13 protein-coding genes and 1 riboswitch are annotated in these 18,558 nt (G+C 50.9%); of the genes, 12 read left to right on the top strand and 1 reads right to left on the bottom strand.

Features of this window, described 5'->3' with window-relative positions; genetic code table 11:
* Positions 1–136: 136 nt before the first annotated feature.
* From EIZ37_RS09175 to EIZ37_RS09125, 11 genes are all read left to right on the top strand, one after another.
* A complete protein-coding gene (locus EIZ37_RS09175) occupies positions 137–1,399 on the top strand; it encodes a dicarboxylate/amino acid:cation symporter (RefSeq protein WP_134684291.1) in 1,263 nt (420 codons plus the stop codon).
* A gap of 737 nt (positions 1,400–2,136) precedes the next feature.
* On the top strand, positions 2,137–3,075 hold the full coding sequence (locus EIZ37_RS09170; protein ID WP_134684290.1) for a DMT family transporter: 939 nt from the start codon (positions 2,137–2,139) through the stop codon (positions 3,073–3,075).
* 27 nt (positions 3,076–3,102) lie between these two features.
* Complete coding sequence (locus EIZ37_RS09165) at positions 3,103–3,879, top strand: Cof-type HAD-IIB family hydrolase (protein ID WP_134684289.1); 777 nt, start codon at positions 3,103–3,105, stop codon at positions 3,877–3,879.
* Positions 3,880–4,101: 222 nt separating this feature from the next.
* Complete coding sequence (locus tag EIZ37_RS09160; RefSeq protein ID WP_134684288.1) at positions 4,102–6,147, top strand: penicillin-binding transpeptidase domain-containing protein; 2,046 nt, start codon at positions 4,102–4,104, stop codon at positions 6,145–6,147.
* Positions 6,148–6,159: 12 nt separating this feature from the next.
* Complete coding sequence (locus tag EIZ37_RS09155) at positions 6,160–8,193, top strand: peptidoglycan D,D-transpeptidase FtsI family protein (RefSeq protein WP_134684287.1); 2,034 nt, start codon at positions 6,160–6,162, stop codon at positions 8,191–8,193.
* 86 nt (positions 8,194–8,279) lie between these two features.
* A complete protein-coding gene (locus tag EIZ37_RS09150) occupies positions 8,280–9,533 on the top strand; it encodes a stalk domain-containing protein (RefSeq protein WP_134684286.1) in 1,254 nt (417 codons plus the stop codon).
* A gap of 43 nt (positions 9,534–9,576) precedes the next feature.
* Positions 9,577–11,055 carry an MDR family MFS transporter gene (locus EIZ37_RS09145; RefSeq protein WP_134684285.1) on the top strand — a complete coding sequence of 493 codons (1,479 nt, stop codon included), beginning with the start codon at positions 9,577–9,579 and terminating at the stop codon, positions 11,053–11,055.
* A gap of 131 nt (positions 11,056–11,186) precedes the next feature.
* Positions 11,187–11,279, top strand: a riboswitch (cyclic di-GMP riboswitch).
* A 102-nt stretch (positions 11,280–11,381) separates the two neighbouring features.
* Positions 11,382–13,355, top strand: coding sequence for a methyl-accepting chemotaxis protein (locus EIZ37_RS09140; protein WP_134684284.1), 1,974 nt, complete (start codon positions 11,382–11,384; stop codon positions 13,353–13,355).
* A 46-nt stretch (positions 13,356–13,401) separates the two neighbouring features.
* Positions 13,402–14,259, top strand: a complete 858-nt coding sequence (locus tag EIZ37_RS09135; RefSeq protein ID WP_134684283.1) for a transporter substrate-binding domain-containing protein — start codon at positions 13,402–13,404, stop codon at positions 14,257–14,259.
* Positions 14,260–14,506: 247 nt separating this feature from the next.
* Positions 14,507–15,247 (top strand): MBL fold metallo-hydrolase, encoded by a 741-nt coding sequence (locus EIZ37_RS09130; protein ID WP_134684282.1) that lies wholly within the window; start codon positions 14,507–14,509, stop codon positions 15,245–15,247.
* A gap of 130 nt (positions 15,248–15,377) precedes the next feature.
* Positions 15,378–16,355 (top strand): DMT family transporter, encoded by a 978-nt coding sequence (locus tag EIZ37_RS09125; protein WP_134684281.1) that lies wholly within the window; start codon positions 15,378–15,380, stop codon positions 16,353–16,355.
* Here EIZ37_RS09125 and EIZ37_RS09120 read toward each other — a convergent pair.
* A complete protein-coding gene (locus EIZ37_RS09120) occupies positions 16,344–17,189 on the bottom strand; it encodes an SDR family oxidoreductase (RefSeq protein WP_134684280.1) in 846 nt (281 codons plus the stop codon). The two genes, EIZ37_RS09125 and EIZ37_RS09120, sit on opposite strands and share 12 nt — an antisense overlap.
* Before the next feature lie 317 nt (positions 17,190–17,506).
* On the opposite strand from EIZ37_RS09120, the gene coxB reads away from it, so the two are divergent.
* Positions 17,507–18,529 (top strand): cytochrome c oxidase subunit II, encoded by a 1,023-nt coding sequence (gene coxB, locus EIZ37_RS09115; protein ID WP_134684279.1) that lies wholly within the window; start codon positions 17,507–17,509, stop codon positions 18,527–18,529.
* The last annotated feature ends 29 nt before the right edge of the window (positions 18,530–18,558 follow it).

Here is an 18,558-nt window from a genome sequence, read left to right as displayed (position 1 = left end):
GATCGTAAGCTCATTCCATTTCCAAGACCAAAAAGACCAAAAGGACCAATACGACCGTAAGATTTCCATTCCGAAGCGAAAGCCCTACAATGAAAACACCAAAAAGAAAACGCTTTCAGCAGAGGGGTGTCGAAACGTGCGAATCAATTTTAAAAACTTAACGGTCCAGGTTGTCATCGCAATCTTACTCGGTATTTTGGTTGGTCATTTCTTCCCGGCCTTTGGTAAGGAATTAAAAGTGATTGCCGACGTGTTCGTCAAGCTGATTAAAATGATCATTCCGCCGATTGTTTTCTTCACGATCGTGGTGGGAATCGCCAGCATGGGTGACATGAAAAAGATCGGGAAAATCGGGGGCAAAGCGCTGCTTTACTTCGAGATCGTCACTACATTTGCTTTGGCAATCGGTTTGCTTGTCGTGAACATCGTCAAGCCTGGTTTCGGTATCGATAAAAGCGCTGCGGGTACAGGAGACATTTCCAAGTACACCAAGGCGGCAGCTGAAAGCAGCCACGGTTTCATCGATTTCGTAGTCAATATCATTCCGGATAACGTTGTCGCTGCTATGGCGAAAGGCGAGCTGCTGCCCATTCTGTTCTTCGCGGTATTGTTCGGACTCTCACTCGCTGCGATGGGGCAAAATGCGAAGCCGGTTATCCAATTGTTTGACAAGCTGTCCCACGGTTTCTTCGGAGTCGTGAACATGATCATGAAAGTGTCGCCGATCGCCGCTTTCGGAGCCATGTCTTACACCATCGGCCAATTTGGTATCGCTTCCTTGTTCTCGCTGGGCAAGCTGATGGCTTCCGTATACATCACCATGTTCTTCTTTATCGTTTTGGTTCTCGGCGGCATCGCGAAATACTATAACTTCAGCATCTTCTCCTTCATCCGGTACATTCGTGAAGAGATCCTGCTCGTGTTGGGTACCTCTTCCTCCGAATCCGCTCTGCCACGGATGATGGAGCGCTTGGAGAAGTACGGCTGCTCCAAGTCGGTAGTGGGTCTGGTTGTTCCAACCGGTTACTCTTTCAACCTGGACGGTACCTCCATTTATCTGTCCATGGCGGCGATGTTTATCGCGCAAGCCTATGGTGTGGATCTGTCCATCTGGCAGCAGTTGACGCTGTTGGGAGTACTGATGCTCACTTCCAAAGGGGCAGCAGGGGTTACTGGTTCCGGCTTCATCACACTCGCAGCAACATTGGCAGCTTTCCCGATGATTCCAGTGGAAGGGATTGCGCTGCTGCTCGGGGTTGACCGCTTCATGTCCGAAGCCCGTGCGATTACCAACCTGATCGGTAACGGTGTGGCAACGGTTGTGATCGCGAAAACGGAAAACGAATTCCATCCGGTGCACGCTGCTGATGGAGTGGCAGCAGAAACGAAAACGGCGTAATGACATAATGGAGACGTACAGGACTGTCCTTTCGATGAGGGGCAGTCTTTTTGCTTTTCGTGATAGTTCGTGGCTGCGGTGGGGAGAGCATGTTTCGAAACTCCGCTTCATTCTACGCCCTGCATGGAAGCGGGGACTGGCCGCTCCACGGCAAATCGCGGGGGAGACGCAAAAGCAGCAGCCGCTACGCAGCTGGGGCAGGTTGCGCTCCTTTTTCCCGCTATTTACCGCTCCGCTGGGCAGGGCTCCGCAGGCGCTCCGTTTTCGAAACATGCTCTCCTTCGTAGCAGAAGCTATTTTAAAAGATAAAAAGATTGAAAGGATTTCATAGGGGCGTCATCCTTCTATCCTTTAATCCTTTTATCCGTTTGACTATATGCAACAGCTGCGTAAGGAAGGGAAGAGAGGGACGGGCGGAGTCTTTGCCACACCTACTGAGGTGGAGCTTCCAAAAACGGTACACGTTTGTCGCGCAAACCCCTACGTATGAATACGCTTCTTCGAACCTTTTTGCGCGGCGTACCGTTTTTGGAAGCGGAACCGGACAGTCTCCACTCCCTTGCGGGTGTGGCAAGAACGCAGCCCACCCTCTCTTCCCTTCCCCCACCACAATGTATGCGCAAAAACAAACACAAACTCCTGTCAGAACTTATCATTGAGCAATCGGAAAATCTCTGTCACAATAGACTACATCTATAAGCACGATCAACAATCTGGACGATGCAAGGGAGATTTCCATGAAGACCGAACGTTTTTTTACCCACCCGCTGGGGATCATCATCGCGGCGACCATTACGATGTTTTTATGGGGCAGCGCCTTTCCGATGATCAAGAAAAGCTATACGGAACTGGCGATTGCCCCGAATGAAATATTTGAGCAAATGCTCTTTGCTGGTTACCGTTTTGTGTTGGCGGGGCTGTTGATCATGGCGGTCATGATCGTTACGGGCAAGGGCTTCCGCTATGAACGAGGCTCCTTACCGGGTTTGGCACGGGTTGCCCTGTTTCAGACCTTTTTTCAATATGTGCTGTTTTATATCGGGTTAAGCTATAGCGGAGGAATGCAGGGAGCGATCATTGCGGGGACGACCTCCTTTTTTCAAATCATCCTGGCCCACTTTTTGTACAAAAATGATAGTCTGGACTGGCGGAAAACGCTTGGAATGGTGTTAGGCTTCCTGGGGGTTATTCTGGCGAATGCCACGAAAGGTCCGCTTCAGCTTTCCCTGGGTCTCGGAGAAATTTTACTGCTGGGAGCCATGTTCTGCGGAGGGCTGGGCAATATTTTGGCACGCAACGAGACAGCCCGGATGGACATTCTCTATATGACCTCTTCGCAAATGATCTTGGGCGGATTGGGGTTGACATTGGTCGGTGCGAGTAAAACAGGTTTCTTTCCCTTTACGTTTTCGGCCAGCGCACTATGGATGTTAGCCTATCTGGCCTTTTTATCCGCAGCAGGTTTTGTCCTGTGGAATAATGTCATGAAGTATAATAAGGTTGGCAATGTTTCGATGTATATGTTCCTCATCCCTGTATTCGGGGTATTTCTGTCAGCCGTGATCTTGCACGAGACATTGCACGCATCCGTGCTGGCCGCCTTGCTCTTGGTGGTGAGCGGTATCGTGATCGTGAACCGGCAAAAGAAGGTACAGCAGCAGTTAGACCAGAGATAGTGTCCTAAAATGGAGAGGAGAGAAGCCATGTCATTCAAAATTGTGTTTTTTGACATTGACGGCACCCTGTTAAATGAAGAAAAACAGCTTCCGGCAGATGCAAAGGAAGCGGTACGTCGACTGAAGCAGCAAGGCGTGCGAACCGCCATCGCCACCGGACGAGCACCGTATCATTTGCAGGAGCTTGCTCGCGAGCTCGACATCGACACATTTGTCAGCTTTAATGGTTCCTACGTGTTTTCCGAGGGGAAAGTCATTTATGAAGACACGATTCAAAAGGAAACCTTGGCAGGGATGGAAGAGATGGCAGCACAATACGAGCATCCGCTTGTGTTCCTGAATGCCCACGAATATGCAACGAATCATCACAATCATCCATTTGTCTTGGACGCGTTTTCTCACATAAAAATGGGCCCGCCGAAATTTGACCCGGCTTTTTGGAGAGAAAATCATGTGCATCAGGGGTTTCTCTGCTGTGAAGAAGGCCAGGAAAAAGGGTTTGTGGAAAGCTTCACGGAGGTCAGCTTTGTCCGTTGGCATCCATTCGCACTCGACGTCCTGCCAAAAAACGGCTCCAAAGCACGCGGAATTGAAGCGCTCTTAAATCACCTCGGCATTTCTGCGAAGGAAGCGGCAGCGTTCGGCGATGGTCGCAACGATAAAGAAATGCTCGCTTATGTCGGGGCTGGTGTCGCGATGGGCAATGCGCATGAAGAATTGCTCCCATTTGCAGATATGCAGACGAAGCATGTAGATGATGGCGGCATCCGTCACGGTTTGGAAATGATTGGGTTGTTGAAATAGGATAGTGGTAGAAGAATAACACCTCTTGCAGGTGTTTTTTCTTTTTTATTGGTTTGAATGGTATCTCAAGTAACGCGGAACATGCTCTCCGCACCAAAGCCGCGACATTTTATGGAAATATCATCCACCTGTAATGAAGCTGTTATCGAACTTACATGATCCTTCCATATATTTCAGGTAAACCCTTATATTATCTTGTTCAAGGGAAGGAGAGGAGAGCATTTGAAAAAGGGGTTCATGTTATTGGGTCTCATCGTGGCCGGTCTCATGGCAGGCGCCGTCATGTTTTGGGAAACGATTGAAGATGCTTTTCAATCGGACAGCGAACAGGCAAAAGCGGCATTTCAAAGATATACAGCGAATTGGCAAGCCATGAAATTTAACGAGATGTACGACCAGCTTTCCGCAGAGACAAAAGCAAGCATGCCAAAAGAGATGTTCGTCCAGCGGTATCAGAACATTTATGAAGGCATCGAAGCGGCTCAATTGCAGGTGAAACCGATATTTAGCGAAAAAACGGAGCCGGATGAAAGCGGAAGGATCGTTTTCGACTACCAGGTGAGCATGCAAACCTTCATCGCTCCGTTAACCTTTACGGGGAAAGCGGCATTGGTGAAGGAGAAGCAGACAGAGGCAAAGGATTGGTACATCCAATGGAATCCATCCTTTATCCTGCCTGAGATGGAGGAAGGCGATAAGGTCCGTGCCATCACGCTAGAACCGCAGCGAGGAGAAATTGTCGATCAAAAAGGCCGGGTGTTGGCGACAAATCGCACAGTGTCTGAGGTGGGCATCTCGCCAGCGGGTTGGAAAGCCCTTTCGCATGACCAGCAGGATTCGGTTCGCCATATCCTGCAGCTGACGGTCGAGCAGTTGACTTCTTTTGCACAAGCGGATGCATCAAAGCAGCAAACGTTCATACGTCTGGCTACTGTGCCGGAAGACGATATGCGGATGCTGGCATTGGAGCAGATAAAAGGACTGGTATTCCGGAAAAAACAAGTCCGGTACTACCCCTATGCCGAAGCGTTTGCCCATCTGGTCGGATACGTTGGAGCGATCAGCAAGGAAGAATGGGAGCAGCGAAAACAGCAGGGGTATCGGTCTTCGGACATCATCGGCAAGACGGGACTGGAAAAGCTGGGCGAGGAGAAATTGCGCGGATCACTTGGTGGCCGGATTTCCATCCTGGATGCAAAAGGCTTGGAAAAAAAGCGGGTCCAGGAAAAGTCAGCCCTGCATGGCGAGACGTTGCGGCTGACCATCGATGCGGAGGTCCAGCAAGCGCTCTATTACGAAATCCAGCATGATGCAGGAACGGCAGCGGCGATCCAGCCGATGACAGGGGACGTATTGGCGCTGGTCAGCGCGCCTTCCTTTGATCCCAACTCTTTTGTCCTTGGACTGTCGGCAAAAGAGTGGAGTCAGCTGAACGAGAACCCGAAAAAACCGCTGCTCAATCGGTTTGCCCATGCTTATGCGCCTGGCTCTACATTCAAACCGTTAACTGCCGTGATCGGCTTGGAAACGGGAGTGCTCCTGCCACAGGCCGAGCGTCAGATTCGCGGGCTACATTGGCAAAAGGACTCGTCATGGGGCGATTATACCGTGACGCGTGTCAGTGATCATGGTGCTCCTGTCAATCTGCAGCGGGCGCTCATCTATTCGGACAATATTTACTTTGCACAAGCTGCGCTGGAGATCGGCAAGGAACGCTTCTTAAAGAAAGCGGAGGAATTCGGCTTTTCCGAGTCCCTTCCTGTTGCCTTCCCGATGGAGCAGTCTACCCTGGTCAATTCGGAGATGAAGAATGATATCCAGCTGGCTGACTCGGGCTACGGACAAGGCGAGGTTACCATGACACCGCTTCATCTTGCTCTCGCCTACAGCGCATTTTTCAATAACGGGAACATGATTCACCCTTCCTTGTACCAGCGGGAACAACACGAGAAGTATTGGAAAAGCAATGTCATGTCTCCGGATACGGCGGCCCTTCTCAAACATCATTTGCTGAGTGTCATGGAGGATGCGCGAGGAACAGGGCGGGGTGCACGTGTTCCGGGCATTCGCATTGCCGGGAAAACGGGAACCGCTGAATTGAAGCAGAAAAAAGGGGAGCACGGGCAGGAAAACGGGTGGTACGTCGCTGCGAACGTAGATCATCCGAGGCTGCTTGTGGCGATGATGGTAGAGGACGTGCGGGAACGAGGGGGAAGCCACTATCTCGACTCCAAGATCAAGCAGGTCTTTACAAAGGTATTGAAATAGGGGAGCAGGAACATGAAAGAGCAAGGGAAGGAACTGGAAAAAACTTCAAGGTTCAGCCGCTTGAAAATCATCTATTTTCTCGTGTTTCTTTTGTTTAGCACGATCATTTTACGGTTGGCCCAGCTGCAGATCTTGCAGGGCAAGGAATATGCAAAAGAGCTTACCACCCAATCCTACAAAAAAGACCCGATTCCAGCCATGCGCGGCAACATCTATGATCGAAACGGCCAATTGCTTGCCCAAAGCAGACCTTCCTTTCTGGCAGTTTTCCGCGAGCAGGAGAAAATGAAAAAGGAAGATTATCTGCAGATCGCCACGAAGCTGGAGTCCATGCTGTCGAATACGGACAAAGCCACTCTGCTTAAAAAGATGGATGCCGGCTATGCGTATGAAAAAGGAAGCGTGGTCAGCACCTCCCGGCAAATGCCGAAATATTTGGAGAAAGAGCTGAAAACAGATCTTACCCCGCAAGAAATAGCGATGCTGGCCGAACACCGTGAGGAATTGCCGGGCATTGAAGTCGTGGCAAAGCCGATCAGACAGTACCATCAAAACCTGATTGCCGTACAGGCGGTAGGCTATGTGCGCCCGTTCCACGTGGCCAAGGATCTGGGAATCGGCGCATACAGCGAACAGGACGAACTGTACCTGCCCACGCAATTTGTCGGACTGGATGGGATCGAGCTTTCCTACGAGACAGAGCTGCGCGGAAAAAATGGTTACCGCCTGTACGAATTGACGGCAGACCAGACGCTGGTCAAACAGATTGCAGAGGTGCCGCCCGTTCGAGGAAATGATGTCTACCTCACGATTGATCAGCGTGTGCAGGAGGCCGCCAGAGATTCCATCAAACAGTTTCTTCCCAAGCTGCGCGCATCGATCGCGGATGCGCGCTATGCCAAGGGAGCATACGCAGTGGCCATCGAGGTGAAAACGGGGAAAGTGGTGGCGATGGTCAGTTATCCGGAATATGACCCGAACATATGGATTGAAGGCCCCGATCAGCAAACCTACGAGCAAATTCAGTACGCGGTAGTGAACGGTACGATCCGGGAGGCACCTTATGATGTGCGGCCTTTGACTGGAGAGGCGGCCATCCAGGAAAACTTCAAGCACCCGCGCTCCATTGTCCCTTCCGGATCCGTCATCAAGCCGATTACGGTATTACTGGGACTGCGGGAAGGCATCATTGCCCCGCATGACCAATGGCAGGACCCGGGTGTGTACTACTATGGAAAAGGCAGCGACCGGATCAAAAACGATGGCGGCCATGCTTACGGCGTATTAACACCCATGAAGGCGATTCAAAAATCCTCCAATACCTACATGGCTCGGATCGGAGAAGAGCTGTCCCGCAGAAAGCAGGGGGCATCTGCAGATTTACTGCACCGCTATTATGAGAAATTCGGCCTCGGGGTGAAGACAGGGGTAGACTTGCCTGCTGAAAATGCAGGGAAAGAAGATTACCTCGTAATGAACGAAAATTATGGTCCATTGGCAGCGATGGTGCAGGCTTCCTTTGGGCAGCAGGTCAGGGCCACAGCTATGCAGCTGGCTACTTATGCAGCGACACTGGCGAACAAAGGAACCAGACTACAGCCGCAGCTGGTAGACCGAATCGTAAGTCCGGAGGGGAACGTGGCAAAAACGTTCGCCCCGCAGATCATCAGTACGTTTCCTCAGCCGGATGCGTATTGGAACGTCCTAGCCAAAGGGATGGAGCTGGTCACACAACCCGGCGGAACGGCGGTGCAAGCTTACAAGGGGGTTCCTTACCGTGTCGCGGCCAAAACCGGCACATCGGAGCAAGATATCTACATTCCGTATCTCGCCAAAGATGAACGGACAGGAATCGAGAAAACAAAATGGAAAAGGCACGCAAGGATCACGAACGGAGTAAGCATTTCATACGCACCGGCCGATCACCCGATCCTGGCTGTCGCTGTCATCGTCCCGGAAGGCGGGTACGGGGGGCGGTCTGCCGCCATCATTTCCCGCGATATCTACGAAGCTTATGACAAATACATCGGATTGAGGGAAAAATGAAGCAGTTTTCGGCATCTGCATTGCTTGCAGAACCTTGGAAAAATTGTTATAAAAGGTGAGTAGTTCGGGAGAGGAGGCAATTCGCAATGAAAGCAAGATTATGGAAAATGGCAGTCATCAGCTGTCTGGCAACTGTTTTTCTTGCAGGCGGCTCGCACACCGCTGTGCATGCTGCAGCATCCAACAAGCCTTCGATCATGCTGGACGGGTATCCGCTGTCCTTTCCAACTGATCCGGTAATTACGAATGGCTATACCATGGTTCCCTTTCGAGCGATCGCGGAAGCCATGAATATTGAAATAGAGTGGAATGGGGTAGAGCAGAGTATCACGGCGCGAAAAGGAAGCGGGGACAACGCCAAGGTCGTACGATTGCAGCTAAACCAAGCCACGGCATATGTAAACGGTAACGCGGTCACCCTGCCGATCGCACCGAGGGAGACCAACGGGCATACGCTGATCCCGCTCAGCTTTTTCAGCCAGCAATTCGGCGCACAGGTAGGCTGGGACGGGAATACGAGGACCGTGAGCATTACCACGCCTCCTGAGGAGATGTACAAGCTTGGCTTTTATGCGATTTCTTCGTTCGCGGAAAAGAGCTTGATCCCTTCTTTTGACTCCGTGGCATTCGGCTGGAGCCGGATCGATGGCGAAGGGCATTTGACTGTGGAGGGGAAAGATTTTTATTGGCCGCAGCCAGCGGGTGATATCACACCGGAGAAAATCCTGGATGAAGCGAAGTCGGCGGGCACAGCCCCTTATCTCATGGTGTTTGCCGCGGATGAAAAGGGCGATCTGGGCAAACTGCTGTCTTCCCCCGATTTGCGCGAGCAGGCGATCAGCGAGATTGCAGCGCTCGCACAGGAAAAAGGATTTTCGGGAATTGCCCTGGATTTTGAAGGCTTGGGACATAGCGGTGAGATTGAAAGGGAAAAACAGTTATACACCGAGTTTGTCAGTCTGCTTTCAGAACGGGTCCGGCCTCTTGGCCTGCAGCTGACGGTGGTGCTGCATCCGTTGAACGGGGCTTATCAAGGATACGATTACATGGCGCTGGGTGCGGTCGCAGATGATGTAGTCGTCATGGCCTACGCGTATGAACAGGAGAAGGCGCCAGAGCCGCTGGGCCGGGTCAATGAAGCGATCCAGCTCGCATTGCAGCAATTGCCAAAAGAAAAGCTGATCTTGGGCATTTCGATGGGAAGTGAAGATGCGCAGTCTGTCAACGCCAAGATTGGTCTGGCCAAGCGCTATGACCTGAAAGGGATCGCGATCTGGCGGCTGGGTCTGATCGGGCAGCCTGCTTTCGACCAAATGAAAACAACAGTAACGATGCAATAAATCATGAAATCAGGCTACGTGGCATCACAGGAGGGTATTGCCGATGCACAAAGAGACGAATAAGAAAAATGTTACCCTTGCATTGATGATCGCCACTTTTTTGGCAGCAATTGAAGGGACGATTGTCAGTACGGCGATGCCGACGATCGTAAGTGAACTAGGCGGGCTTACGCTGATCAGCTGGGTCGTTTCCGTGTACTTGCTCACCTCAGCGGTAACCGCACCGATCTATGGGAAGCTGGCGGACCTGTTTGGCCGCAAGCCCGTGTTTGCGATCGGCACGATCCTGTTTCTGCTCGGTTCGATGCTGTCGGGTCTGGCGCAAACGATGGAGCAGCTGATCTGGTTCCGGGCGTTTCAGGGTATCGGAGCCGGATCCATCATTACCATCACGTATACGATCATCGGGGATATTTACCCGTTTGAGCAGCGAGGCAAGGTGCAGGGCTATATGAGTGGAATCTGGGGGATCTCGGGGATCCTCGGTCCATTGACAGGCGGCTTCCTCGTGGATTACGTCTCATGGCGTTGGATTTTTTACATCAATTTGCCGTTCGGGATCGTCTCCATTTTGTTGATCTGGTTCTTTTTGCATGAACACGTGGAGAAGAAACAGAAGCATATCGATTACGGCGGGGCAGCCACTTTTACCCTTGGCATGAGCGTATGGCTGTACGCACTGCTGAGCGGGGGAACGGCACATCCGTGGGCCTCTCCGCTCATGCTCGGATTGTATGCAGTTGGAGCTGTGTTCATTGCTGTGTTCCTTGTCATCCAGCGCCGATCGCCTGAGCCGATGCTGCCGCTCGTTTTGTTCAAGATTCGTTCGATCATGGTTGCCAATGGGGCGGGTTTTCTCTTGTCATCGATTTTAGTGGCGATCACCTTTTACCTGCCGCTGTGGATCCAAGGGGTCTATGGGCAGGGCGCTACCCAATCGGGGTTGACCCTGCTGCCGATGTCGATTGGTTGGCCGATTGCAGCCGCTTTAAGCGGACGGTTGGTCGTCAAGATCGGCGCGGGGAAAACAGCTTTGATCGGCACGCTCCCGCTGGTGCTGGCGACTGTGTGGCTAGCCACCATTAGGACAGATACCCCTCATTGGATGCTGTACGGGATGACGTTTTTGGTGGGCTTTGGCTTCGGCTTTACCTTTACTTCGTTTACCGTGACGGCTATTTCCGCCGTTGACTGGAGTCTCCGGGGGGCCTCCATGGCTGCCAACACGTTTATCCGCTCATTGGGACAGACCATCGGGATTGCCACTTTTGGCACGTTATTTAACCAGATGATGACATCACGGCTGCCTGCGGATTTGGCGGCAGAGGGAATCGATGTCAACGAAGTGCTCGCTTCGGATCGCGTGCAGCAGCTGGCGCCAGAGATTGTTGCCAGTCTGCGGGAAGCATTGGCTTATGGACTGGAAAAAGTTTTCTTGGTGCTCGCAGTCATTGCGGTCTTGGGACTGATCGTGACGCTCGCCTTCCCGCGGGATAAAATAGCGGAAAGTCAGTCTGAATAAGGTCATTGGAACCAAACCCTTCGAACCAGAAGGGTTTTTTTGTTCATAAATTTTACAAAAAAATATCATATTTTCTTCCAACTGAATTATTTTATATGCTATAGTACCTAAAGATGCTAAAAAATGACATAAAACGACAAAGGCAAACCTGTTGAAAGGCAGGGACGCAAAGCTACGGGTCTAAGGTTGCATGACAATGCGACTAAGGCAGCCGGGTTGCCAACCGGAGTAGAAAGGGACGTCGGGTGGCGTGCTGTTTTACTTCTTTTTTTTATTTTTTGGGGAGAAAAGCCCGAAAGCAGTGAGTGGAGAGGGAGGATTTGGCAATGCAGGTAAGTCTAAAAAGAAAACTGATTTTTGCCATGTGCGTGCTGCTGATCGTCAGTCTGGCGGCGGTATGTACAGCGAGCTACTGGAGCTCATCCATGCAGCTGGCAGCTAGCCTGGATAAAGAAGCGCAGGATGCTTCGAACCGTTTGTCCATCGAGATCGACAGCTTCTTCCAGCAAAAAGTCGCAATCGTAGAAACTGTTGGGAAAATGCTCTCGGACGACATGAATTTCGATCACGACTTGAAGGTCATTCAGGACGCGCAAAATAAAAATCCGGAGTTTGAAACCTGGTTCTTCTCTCATGACCTGAGCGGGACGAAGGTCATCAACTTCAAAGGCGAAGTGACCAACGTAGCCGATCGCGTCCACTACCGGGAAGCAGGAAAAGGGGAAGGCAAGCTGGTCGTTTCTGAGCCAGTTGTCTCCAAACGCACAGGGAATAATATCGTAACCATTATCGTTCCGTTGATGAAAGACAACAAGCAGTACGGCTATATGGGTTCCACCATTCCGATTAACAGTATTCAAGAGACAGTCTCCAAAGAGGTCTTCGGTACAACCGGACATGCCTTTTTGGTCAGCAAAAACGGTACATACATCTGGCATCCCAATAAAGATGCCGTTTTGAAAGAATCCATCGTAAAAAGCGACATACCCGAGCTGAAAACAGCTTACGATGCCGTGCAAAAAGGGCAATCGGGGCTGATCCATTATCAGCAGGATGGCGTGGCTCGATTAGCGTCCTACTCCTCCACGAAGCTGAACTGGGGAGTCTTCGTATCGGCACCGCTGGATGAATTGCATGCACCTGTACAAGCGCTGTTGATCAAGCTGGTGTCTATCTCAGCTATCGTTTTGGTGCTGGTGGTGGCGATTGTATACTGGCTGGCCAACCAGCTGCTGAAGCCGATCCACCGGTTGAATCAAGCGGTAAATGTAGTGGCCCAGGGGGATTTGACACAGAATGTGACGGTGAAAGGCAATGACGAGATTGCCGTCTTGTCCAAAGACTTTAACCAGACCGTTTCCCACTTGAAGCAGCTGATTGAAGGGGTTTCCCATTCTTCTGAAGAAGTCATCCGCTTGTCCCAGGATGTGGCTGCCGGGATTGAGCATGCCACTCATAACGTAAACAGAATCAACGACTCGATCCACCAGATCGCGGATGGAGCAAAAGCCCAAGCCCTCAGCTCGCAGGAAGTCTCCATTTCGATGAGTGACATGGCCACAGGGATTGTCAAAATTGCAGAGACCTCCTCACAAGTATCCGAGGCTGCACGTGAAGCGGCGGAGCGGGCTGAGCAAGGAAATGCTTCTGTCGAAAAAGCAGTGGTACAGATGCAAAACATTGAAGAGGGAACTTCCAAAGCTGCAACCGCCATCGAGCAGCTGAATGCCCGTTCCAAAGAGATTGAAGGTATTCTAGATACCATTAATCAATTAACCGCACAAATCAACCTGCTGGCGCTGAATGCTTCCATCGAAGCAGCGCGTGCAGGGGAGCACGGCCGTGGTTTCGCTGTCGTTGCCGGCGAGGTGAAAAAGCTGGCTAACCAATCGGAGGAATCTACGGCACAAATCGCGCAGCTGATCACCGAGATTCAGCAGGATACATCACGGGCTGTGGATGTCATCAATTCCAGCAACCGCGATGTTCAGGAAGGAATCGAGCTCATTGAGGAAGTGCGTCAGACATTCGGAAGCATTCTGGAATCCTCCCGCAATGTAGCTGGCCACATTCTTGAAGTATCGGCCGCTTCCGAACAAATGTCAGCCGGCTCCGAGGAAGTCAGCGCCTCGATTGAGGAAATGCATGGCATCGCCAAGCATGCTTCTGACGATGCGCAGACCGTAGTGGATGCGGCATCTGATCAGCTCATGGCCATTCAAGAGATTGGTCAATCAGTTGAACGACTGAACGCAGTGGTAGAAGAACTGAAGCAAGGTGTCGGTCGTTTCAAACTGTAAATATATAGACCAAAAAATAATGGAAGAGTGGAAGGAGATTTACAGAATGAAAAACTGGAAGAAACTAGCGTTGACAAGTACATTTGCGGCAGCACTGCTCGTGACCAGCGGCGTGCCAAATGCGTTTGCCAGCACAGCAACACCAGCAGCACCGCAAGCATCTGCACAAGCAGAAGTGAAGAAAGACAGCAAATATGAATCCCGTCTCGACGCCATTATTGCAAGAGGCTATATCCGAGTGGGAACCCCAGGAGATTACAAGCCTTTTACATATTTGAATCCGGAAACAGGCGAGTTTGAAGGCTATGACATTGACGCGATGAAGGAACTGGCGAAAAGCCTGGGCGTGGAAGTGCGCTTTGTGCAAACCTCCTGGCCGACCTTGATGAGCGATCTCTTGGCTGACAAATTTGACATTGCGGCAGGCGGCGTTACACGCAACACAGACAGACAGAAAAAAGCATTTGTGACAGAAGGCTACATCCAATTCGGGAAAGCCCCGCTGATCCGCGCAGAAGACAAAGACAAATACAAAACCATTGAAGACATCAACAAGCCTTCTGTCCGCATCGGGCTCAACCCAGGCGGAACCAATGAGACCTTTGTCCGCACTTACCTGAAAAATGCAACGGTAACGATGGTAGAAAACAATCTGGATATTCCGGGACTGGTAGCTAACGGCACCTATGACGTCATGATCACCGATACGCTGGAAGCGATGGTTTACGAAAAAGCAGATCCGCGCCTGTATGCGGCATTGACTGACAATCCTTTCACGAAAAGTGAAAAAGCGTATATGATCCAACGCGGTGACTTCATTTTCGCTAGCTACCTGGATGTATGGATGGACGAAATGAAGCTGCAAGGCAAGTTCGACGAGCTGTACCATAAATGGTTGAAATAAACGTAAACACACGATTTGAGGTGTTCCACAAGCATGGCGCTTGCGGAACACCTTTTTTACTTTATCCAAAAGCATAAACCTCACGACCTCTAAAGAATTTTACCGAGAGGACTTTTGTTGAGGGTCTTCTTTTTTATAACTCTAAAAATTGTTTTTTACAGGTTATAAATCGTCTGTTATGATTCGATGTATAACCTTTAAAAATATATTATAACAGTTATAATAAAGGCGGAAAGGATGAATAATTATGATCATTCAACGATTACCCTGGGCAGGAATCCGCATTTTTGCAGGTGAGACAACTGTTCTGATCGATCCGATCACGAGAATTCTGGACAAATTCGGCGGCTCCCGGGAACCCATGTACCCGCTGGCGCATTTTGGCAAGGTGGATGCTGTACTGATTACGCATTTGCATACCGATCATTTTGACCCTGAAGGGATTCTCGCAGCTTATGGATCACAGATCCCTGTCTATGTTCCGGCCGAGAGCGCGGATGCGGCCCGGGCTGCCGGCTTGGAAATGGTGACGGGAGTGGAGGTGTACTCTTCAATCGAGCTGGCGCCTGATGTGACGATAACGGCTGTACCTTCCGTTGATGGAATCGGCGATGTACAGATCGGCTGGATCGTCGAGTGGGCAGGGCGCAAGGTCATCCATTGCGGGGATACATTGTGGCATGGTTATTGGTGGAAGTTCGCCCAGACTTACGGACCCTTTGATGCTGCCTTCCTTCCCGTTAACGGAGCAGTGCTGGAACTGCCCGGGATGCTTCCCAGCTCTCAACCTATCTGCTTGACGCCAGAGCAGGCGGTTTCCGCGGCCGCCATACTTGAAGCCGGAATGCTTGTACCCATTCACTATGGAGCGATCCACTATCCCCCTGTCTACAATGAGACGCCAGACATTGTGAAGAGGCTCGAAGCAGCAGCAAAAGGCAAAGTGAAGCTGGCCATGATGAAAGTTACGGAAACCATGGCCATCTAGCAGGCAGCTGTTTGTTCTTAGTCGATTAAGCTCCGCCAAAGACTTGGCGCAGCTAAGTTTTTTCTAAATAGGCAAATCAGATAGATCGAGGTAAAATGAAGGAATGCACCGGAAGAAGAGAGGGAAAATTATGAAATTAATTCTCCTAGGTATCTTGTCAGCGTTCTTTTTTACCTTCACCTTTGTCCTGAATCGGGCGATGGATCTGTCTGGGGGCAGTTGGATGTGGAGCGCTTCGCTGCGTTATTTTTTCATGATCCCGTTTTTGCTCGTGATCGTGGGGATGCGGCGCAACATGCCGCAGCTGCTGGCAGAAATGAAAGCAAATTGGCGGGAGTGGCTGCTCTGGAGCTTTGTCGGCTTTGGGCTGTTCTATGGTCCGATCTGTTTTGCCGCCGCCTACGGACCGGGATGGCTGATTGCGGGCACCTGGCAAATTACGATCGTGGCCGGTACGCTGCTGGTTCCCTTCTTTTATGAGGAAATTCAATCGGAAAAGGGGACGGTGAGAGTTCGTCAGCAAATTCCGATGAAGGGCTTGCTGATGTCTTTGGTGATATTGCTGGGAGTCATTCTCATGCAGCTTCATGAGGCAAGAGATCTCGCTGCACAAGAAATCTTGTATGGAGTCATTCCGATGGTAGTCGCCGCTTTCGCCTATCCGCTGGGCAACCGCAAAATGATGGTTGTGACGCAGGGGAGACTGGATGCGTTTCAACGCCTGCTGGGGATGACCCTGGCCAGCATGCCCTGCTGGATCTTGCTAGCGATCTACAGTCTGGCAGCAGAAGGACCGCCAAGCGTAGAACAGGCCGGACAATCACTGATCGTAGCGGTTAGCTCGGGAGTGATCGCCACAGCACTGTTTTTTCGGGCGACCGATCTGGCCAAGGGAAACCCGCAAAAGCTTGCTGCCGTGGAAGCGACACAAGCGGGCGAAGTATTGTTTGCGGTGCTTCTGGAATCGCTGCTCTTGGCAGGCAACTTGCCGTCGCTGTGGGCATTTATGGGCATGGGCCTCGTCATCGTGGGCATGGTCTTGCACAGCTATGTATCACATGGCTTCCATAAAAAAGCTGAGGTGGAGCAAGAGCTTTCAGCTCCGTAGCCGCAGCTGCCGCAATATGAGTTTTTCGAGCCAGCTCCAAGGCAGCAGGTGCTTGAGAAATAGGGTCGTGCGCATGTTTCTGCCCACAGGATAACGGAGCTTCGGGGCAGGGTGCCTCGCGATCTGGAGGATCCGCTCAATCACCTCGTCTGGCGAGGGAGCTTGCTCGATAATCCGGTCTACCTGTTCATTGAGCGCCTGCATTTGCTCGGCGTAGGGGGAGTCAGCACGCAAGCTGATTTGCCCCCTGCTTTTTTTCCATATGTCCGTCTTGTAGGAGCCGGGCTCGATCATACATACGTACACGTTGTGGGGCAGCATCTCCAAGCGCAGCGCCTCGCTGAAGCCCTCTACCGCATGCTTGGAGGCAGCATAGGGGGCCAAGCCGGGAAAGCCGATCTGTCCGCTGATGCTGCTCATATTGATGATGGTGCCCTTGCGCTGTTTTCGCATGTGCGGGAGAAAAGCGCGTGTCACAGCGATCAAGCCCAGAACATTTGTCGAAAATTGCCGTTCCCATTCTGCACTCGGTATTTCCTCCACGAAGCCTCCCACTGCAACCCCTGCGTTGTTAATGAGCAGATCCACGGAGCCGTATCGCTCTATCACATAGTCTGCCGCCTCCTTGATACTGGTTTCATCGGTGATGTCGAGAGGGACGATATCGATGGATGCCTCTGCCTTTGCCTCTCTAGCTGCATTCAATAGAGCGTCACAATTCCTAATATTTCTCATGGTAGCAATAACCTGGTAGCCTTCTTTGGCCAAAGCTGCGCTCGCAAGCAGTCCAAAGCCGCTCGAAGCTCCTGTAATGACAACGATAGGACGATTCATGTCAACCCCTCCAAAAAACTGCCACAAAATTGTTAACAGATTTATAACAATTAGTGATTTATATCACCTCACTTTCTTTGTATACTTAAGTGTGGATTAACATTGTTGAAGGTGACGGGTTTTTCCGAAAGGTGGCAAGTCGTCGTTGGCGCTTTTCTGGCGGGTGTGGTGGTTCGACTGCTATTTCTTTTCTTTATTGGTTATCCTAATAAACAAAGGCAAGCAGCGCCATCTATCGCGCAAAGGGACTAATAGATTTACGCTGGGCACAGCCACTGGATCTATTACAACACGAATGAAAGTGGGGGTAAATTTGTATGAAGAGTCGATGGCAACTTAACTGGCGCCTGCTCTCAATGGTGATGGCATTGGCGTTAGTACTGACGGGATGTGGAAGAGAGAATCTCTCTGCTCTAGTCCCGAAAGGCCCAGTTGCAGAACAGCAGCTCTTTCTGATGGTGCTAACTTCTGCGATTATGATTGGTGTTTTTCTTATCGTAATGATTATTTTTGCCTACGTCCTTATTCGATACCGTCAACGTCCGGGTCAGACGGGTATTCCAAAGCAAGTGGAAGGAAACCACAAGTTGGAAATTCTGTGGACTGTAATTCCTTTCCTGCTGCTTATCGTTATGGCCGTCCCAACCGTGGCGATTGCGTTTGACTTGGCAAAAGAATACAACAACAAAGAAGCAGTTCAGGTTAATGTGACCGCACACCAATTCTGGTGGGAGTTTGAATATCCTGATCTGGGCGTTCGAACTGCACAAGAACTGGTTATTCCAGCTGGCAAAAAGGTACAATTCCATGTCACCTCTGCCGATGTTATCCATGCCTTCTGGATCCCAGCTTTGGGCGGTAAAATTGATACCAACCCAGGTTTGACTAACAAAATCTGGTTGGAAGCGAAAGAACCGGGTACATACTACGGGAAATGTGCAGAGCTCTGTGGTGCGTCCCACGCCTTGATGGACTTCAAAGTGCAAGCGCTGGAAGCTTCCGCGTTTGATGATTGGGCGAAAAAGATGAAAGCGGCTACGGAAGCGCCAGCAGCTACTGCAACTGGCACAGCTGCGCAAGGCCGTGAAATCTTCCAGAAGAGCTGTATCGGATGCCACGCGATTGGCAGCGAAGGCGGTAAACTGGGACCAAACCTCACGAACTTTGGTGAGCGTAAATTGGTTGCGGGTATCAAACCAAACGATGCGCAGCATTTGGCTGAGTGGTTGAAAAACCCACAAGAAGTAAAACCAGGCAACACCATGCCGAATTTGAATCTTCAAGATGACCAAGTAAGCGCGCTTGTAGAATACCTGCATTCCTTGAAGGTTACACAATAATCAGGTTCAGCCGAATCGCTGTAAATGCT

Origin of the sequence: Brevibacillus migulae (assembly GCF_004521915.1) — a bacterium.
GTDB classification, from domain to species: Bacteria; Bacillota; Bacilli; order Brevibacillales; family Brevibacillaceae; genus Brevibacillus_F; species Brevibacillus_F migulae.
The sequence above is the reverse complement of the archived record's forward strand: the minus strand, read 5'-3'. Positions and strand labels throughout refer to the sequence as shown.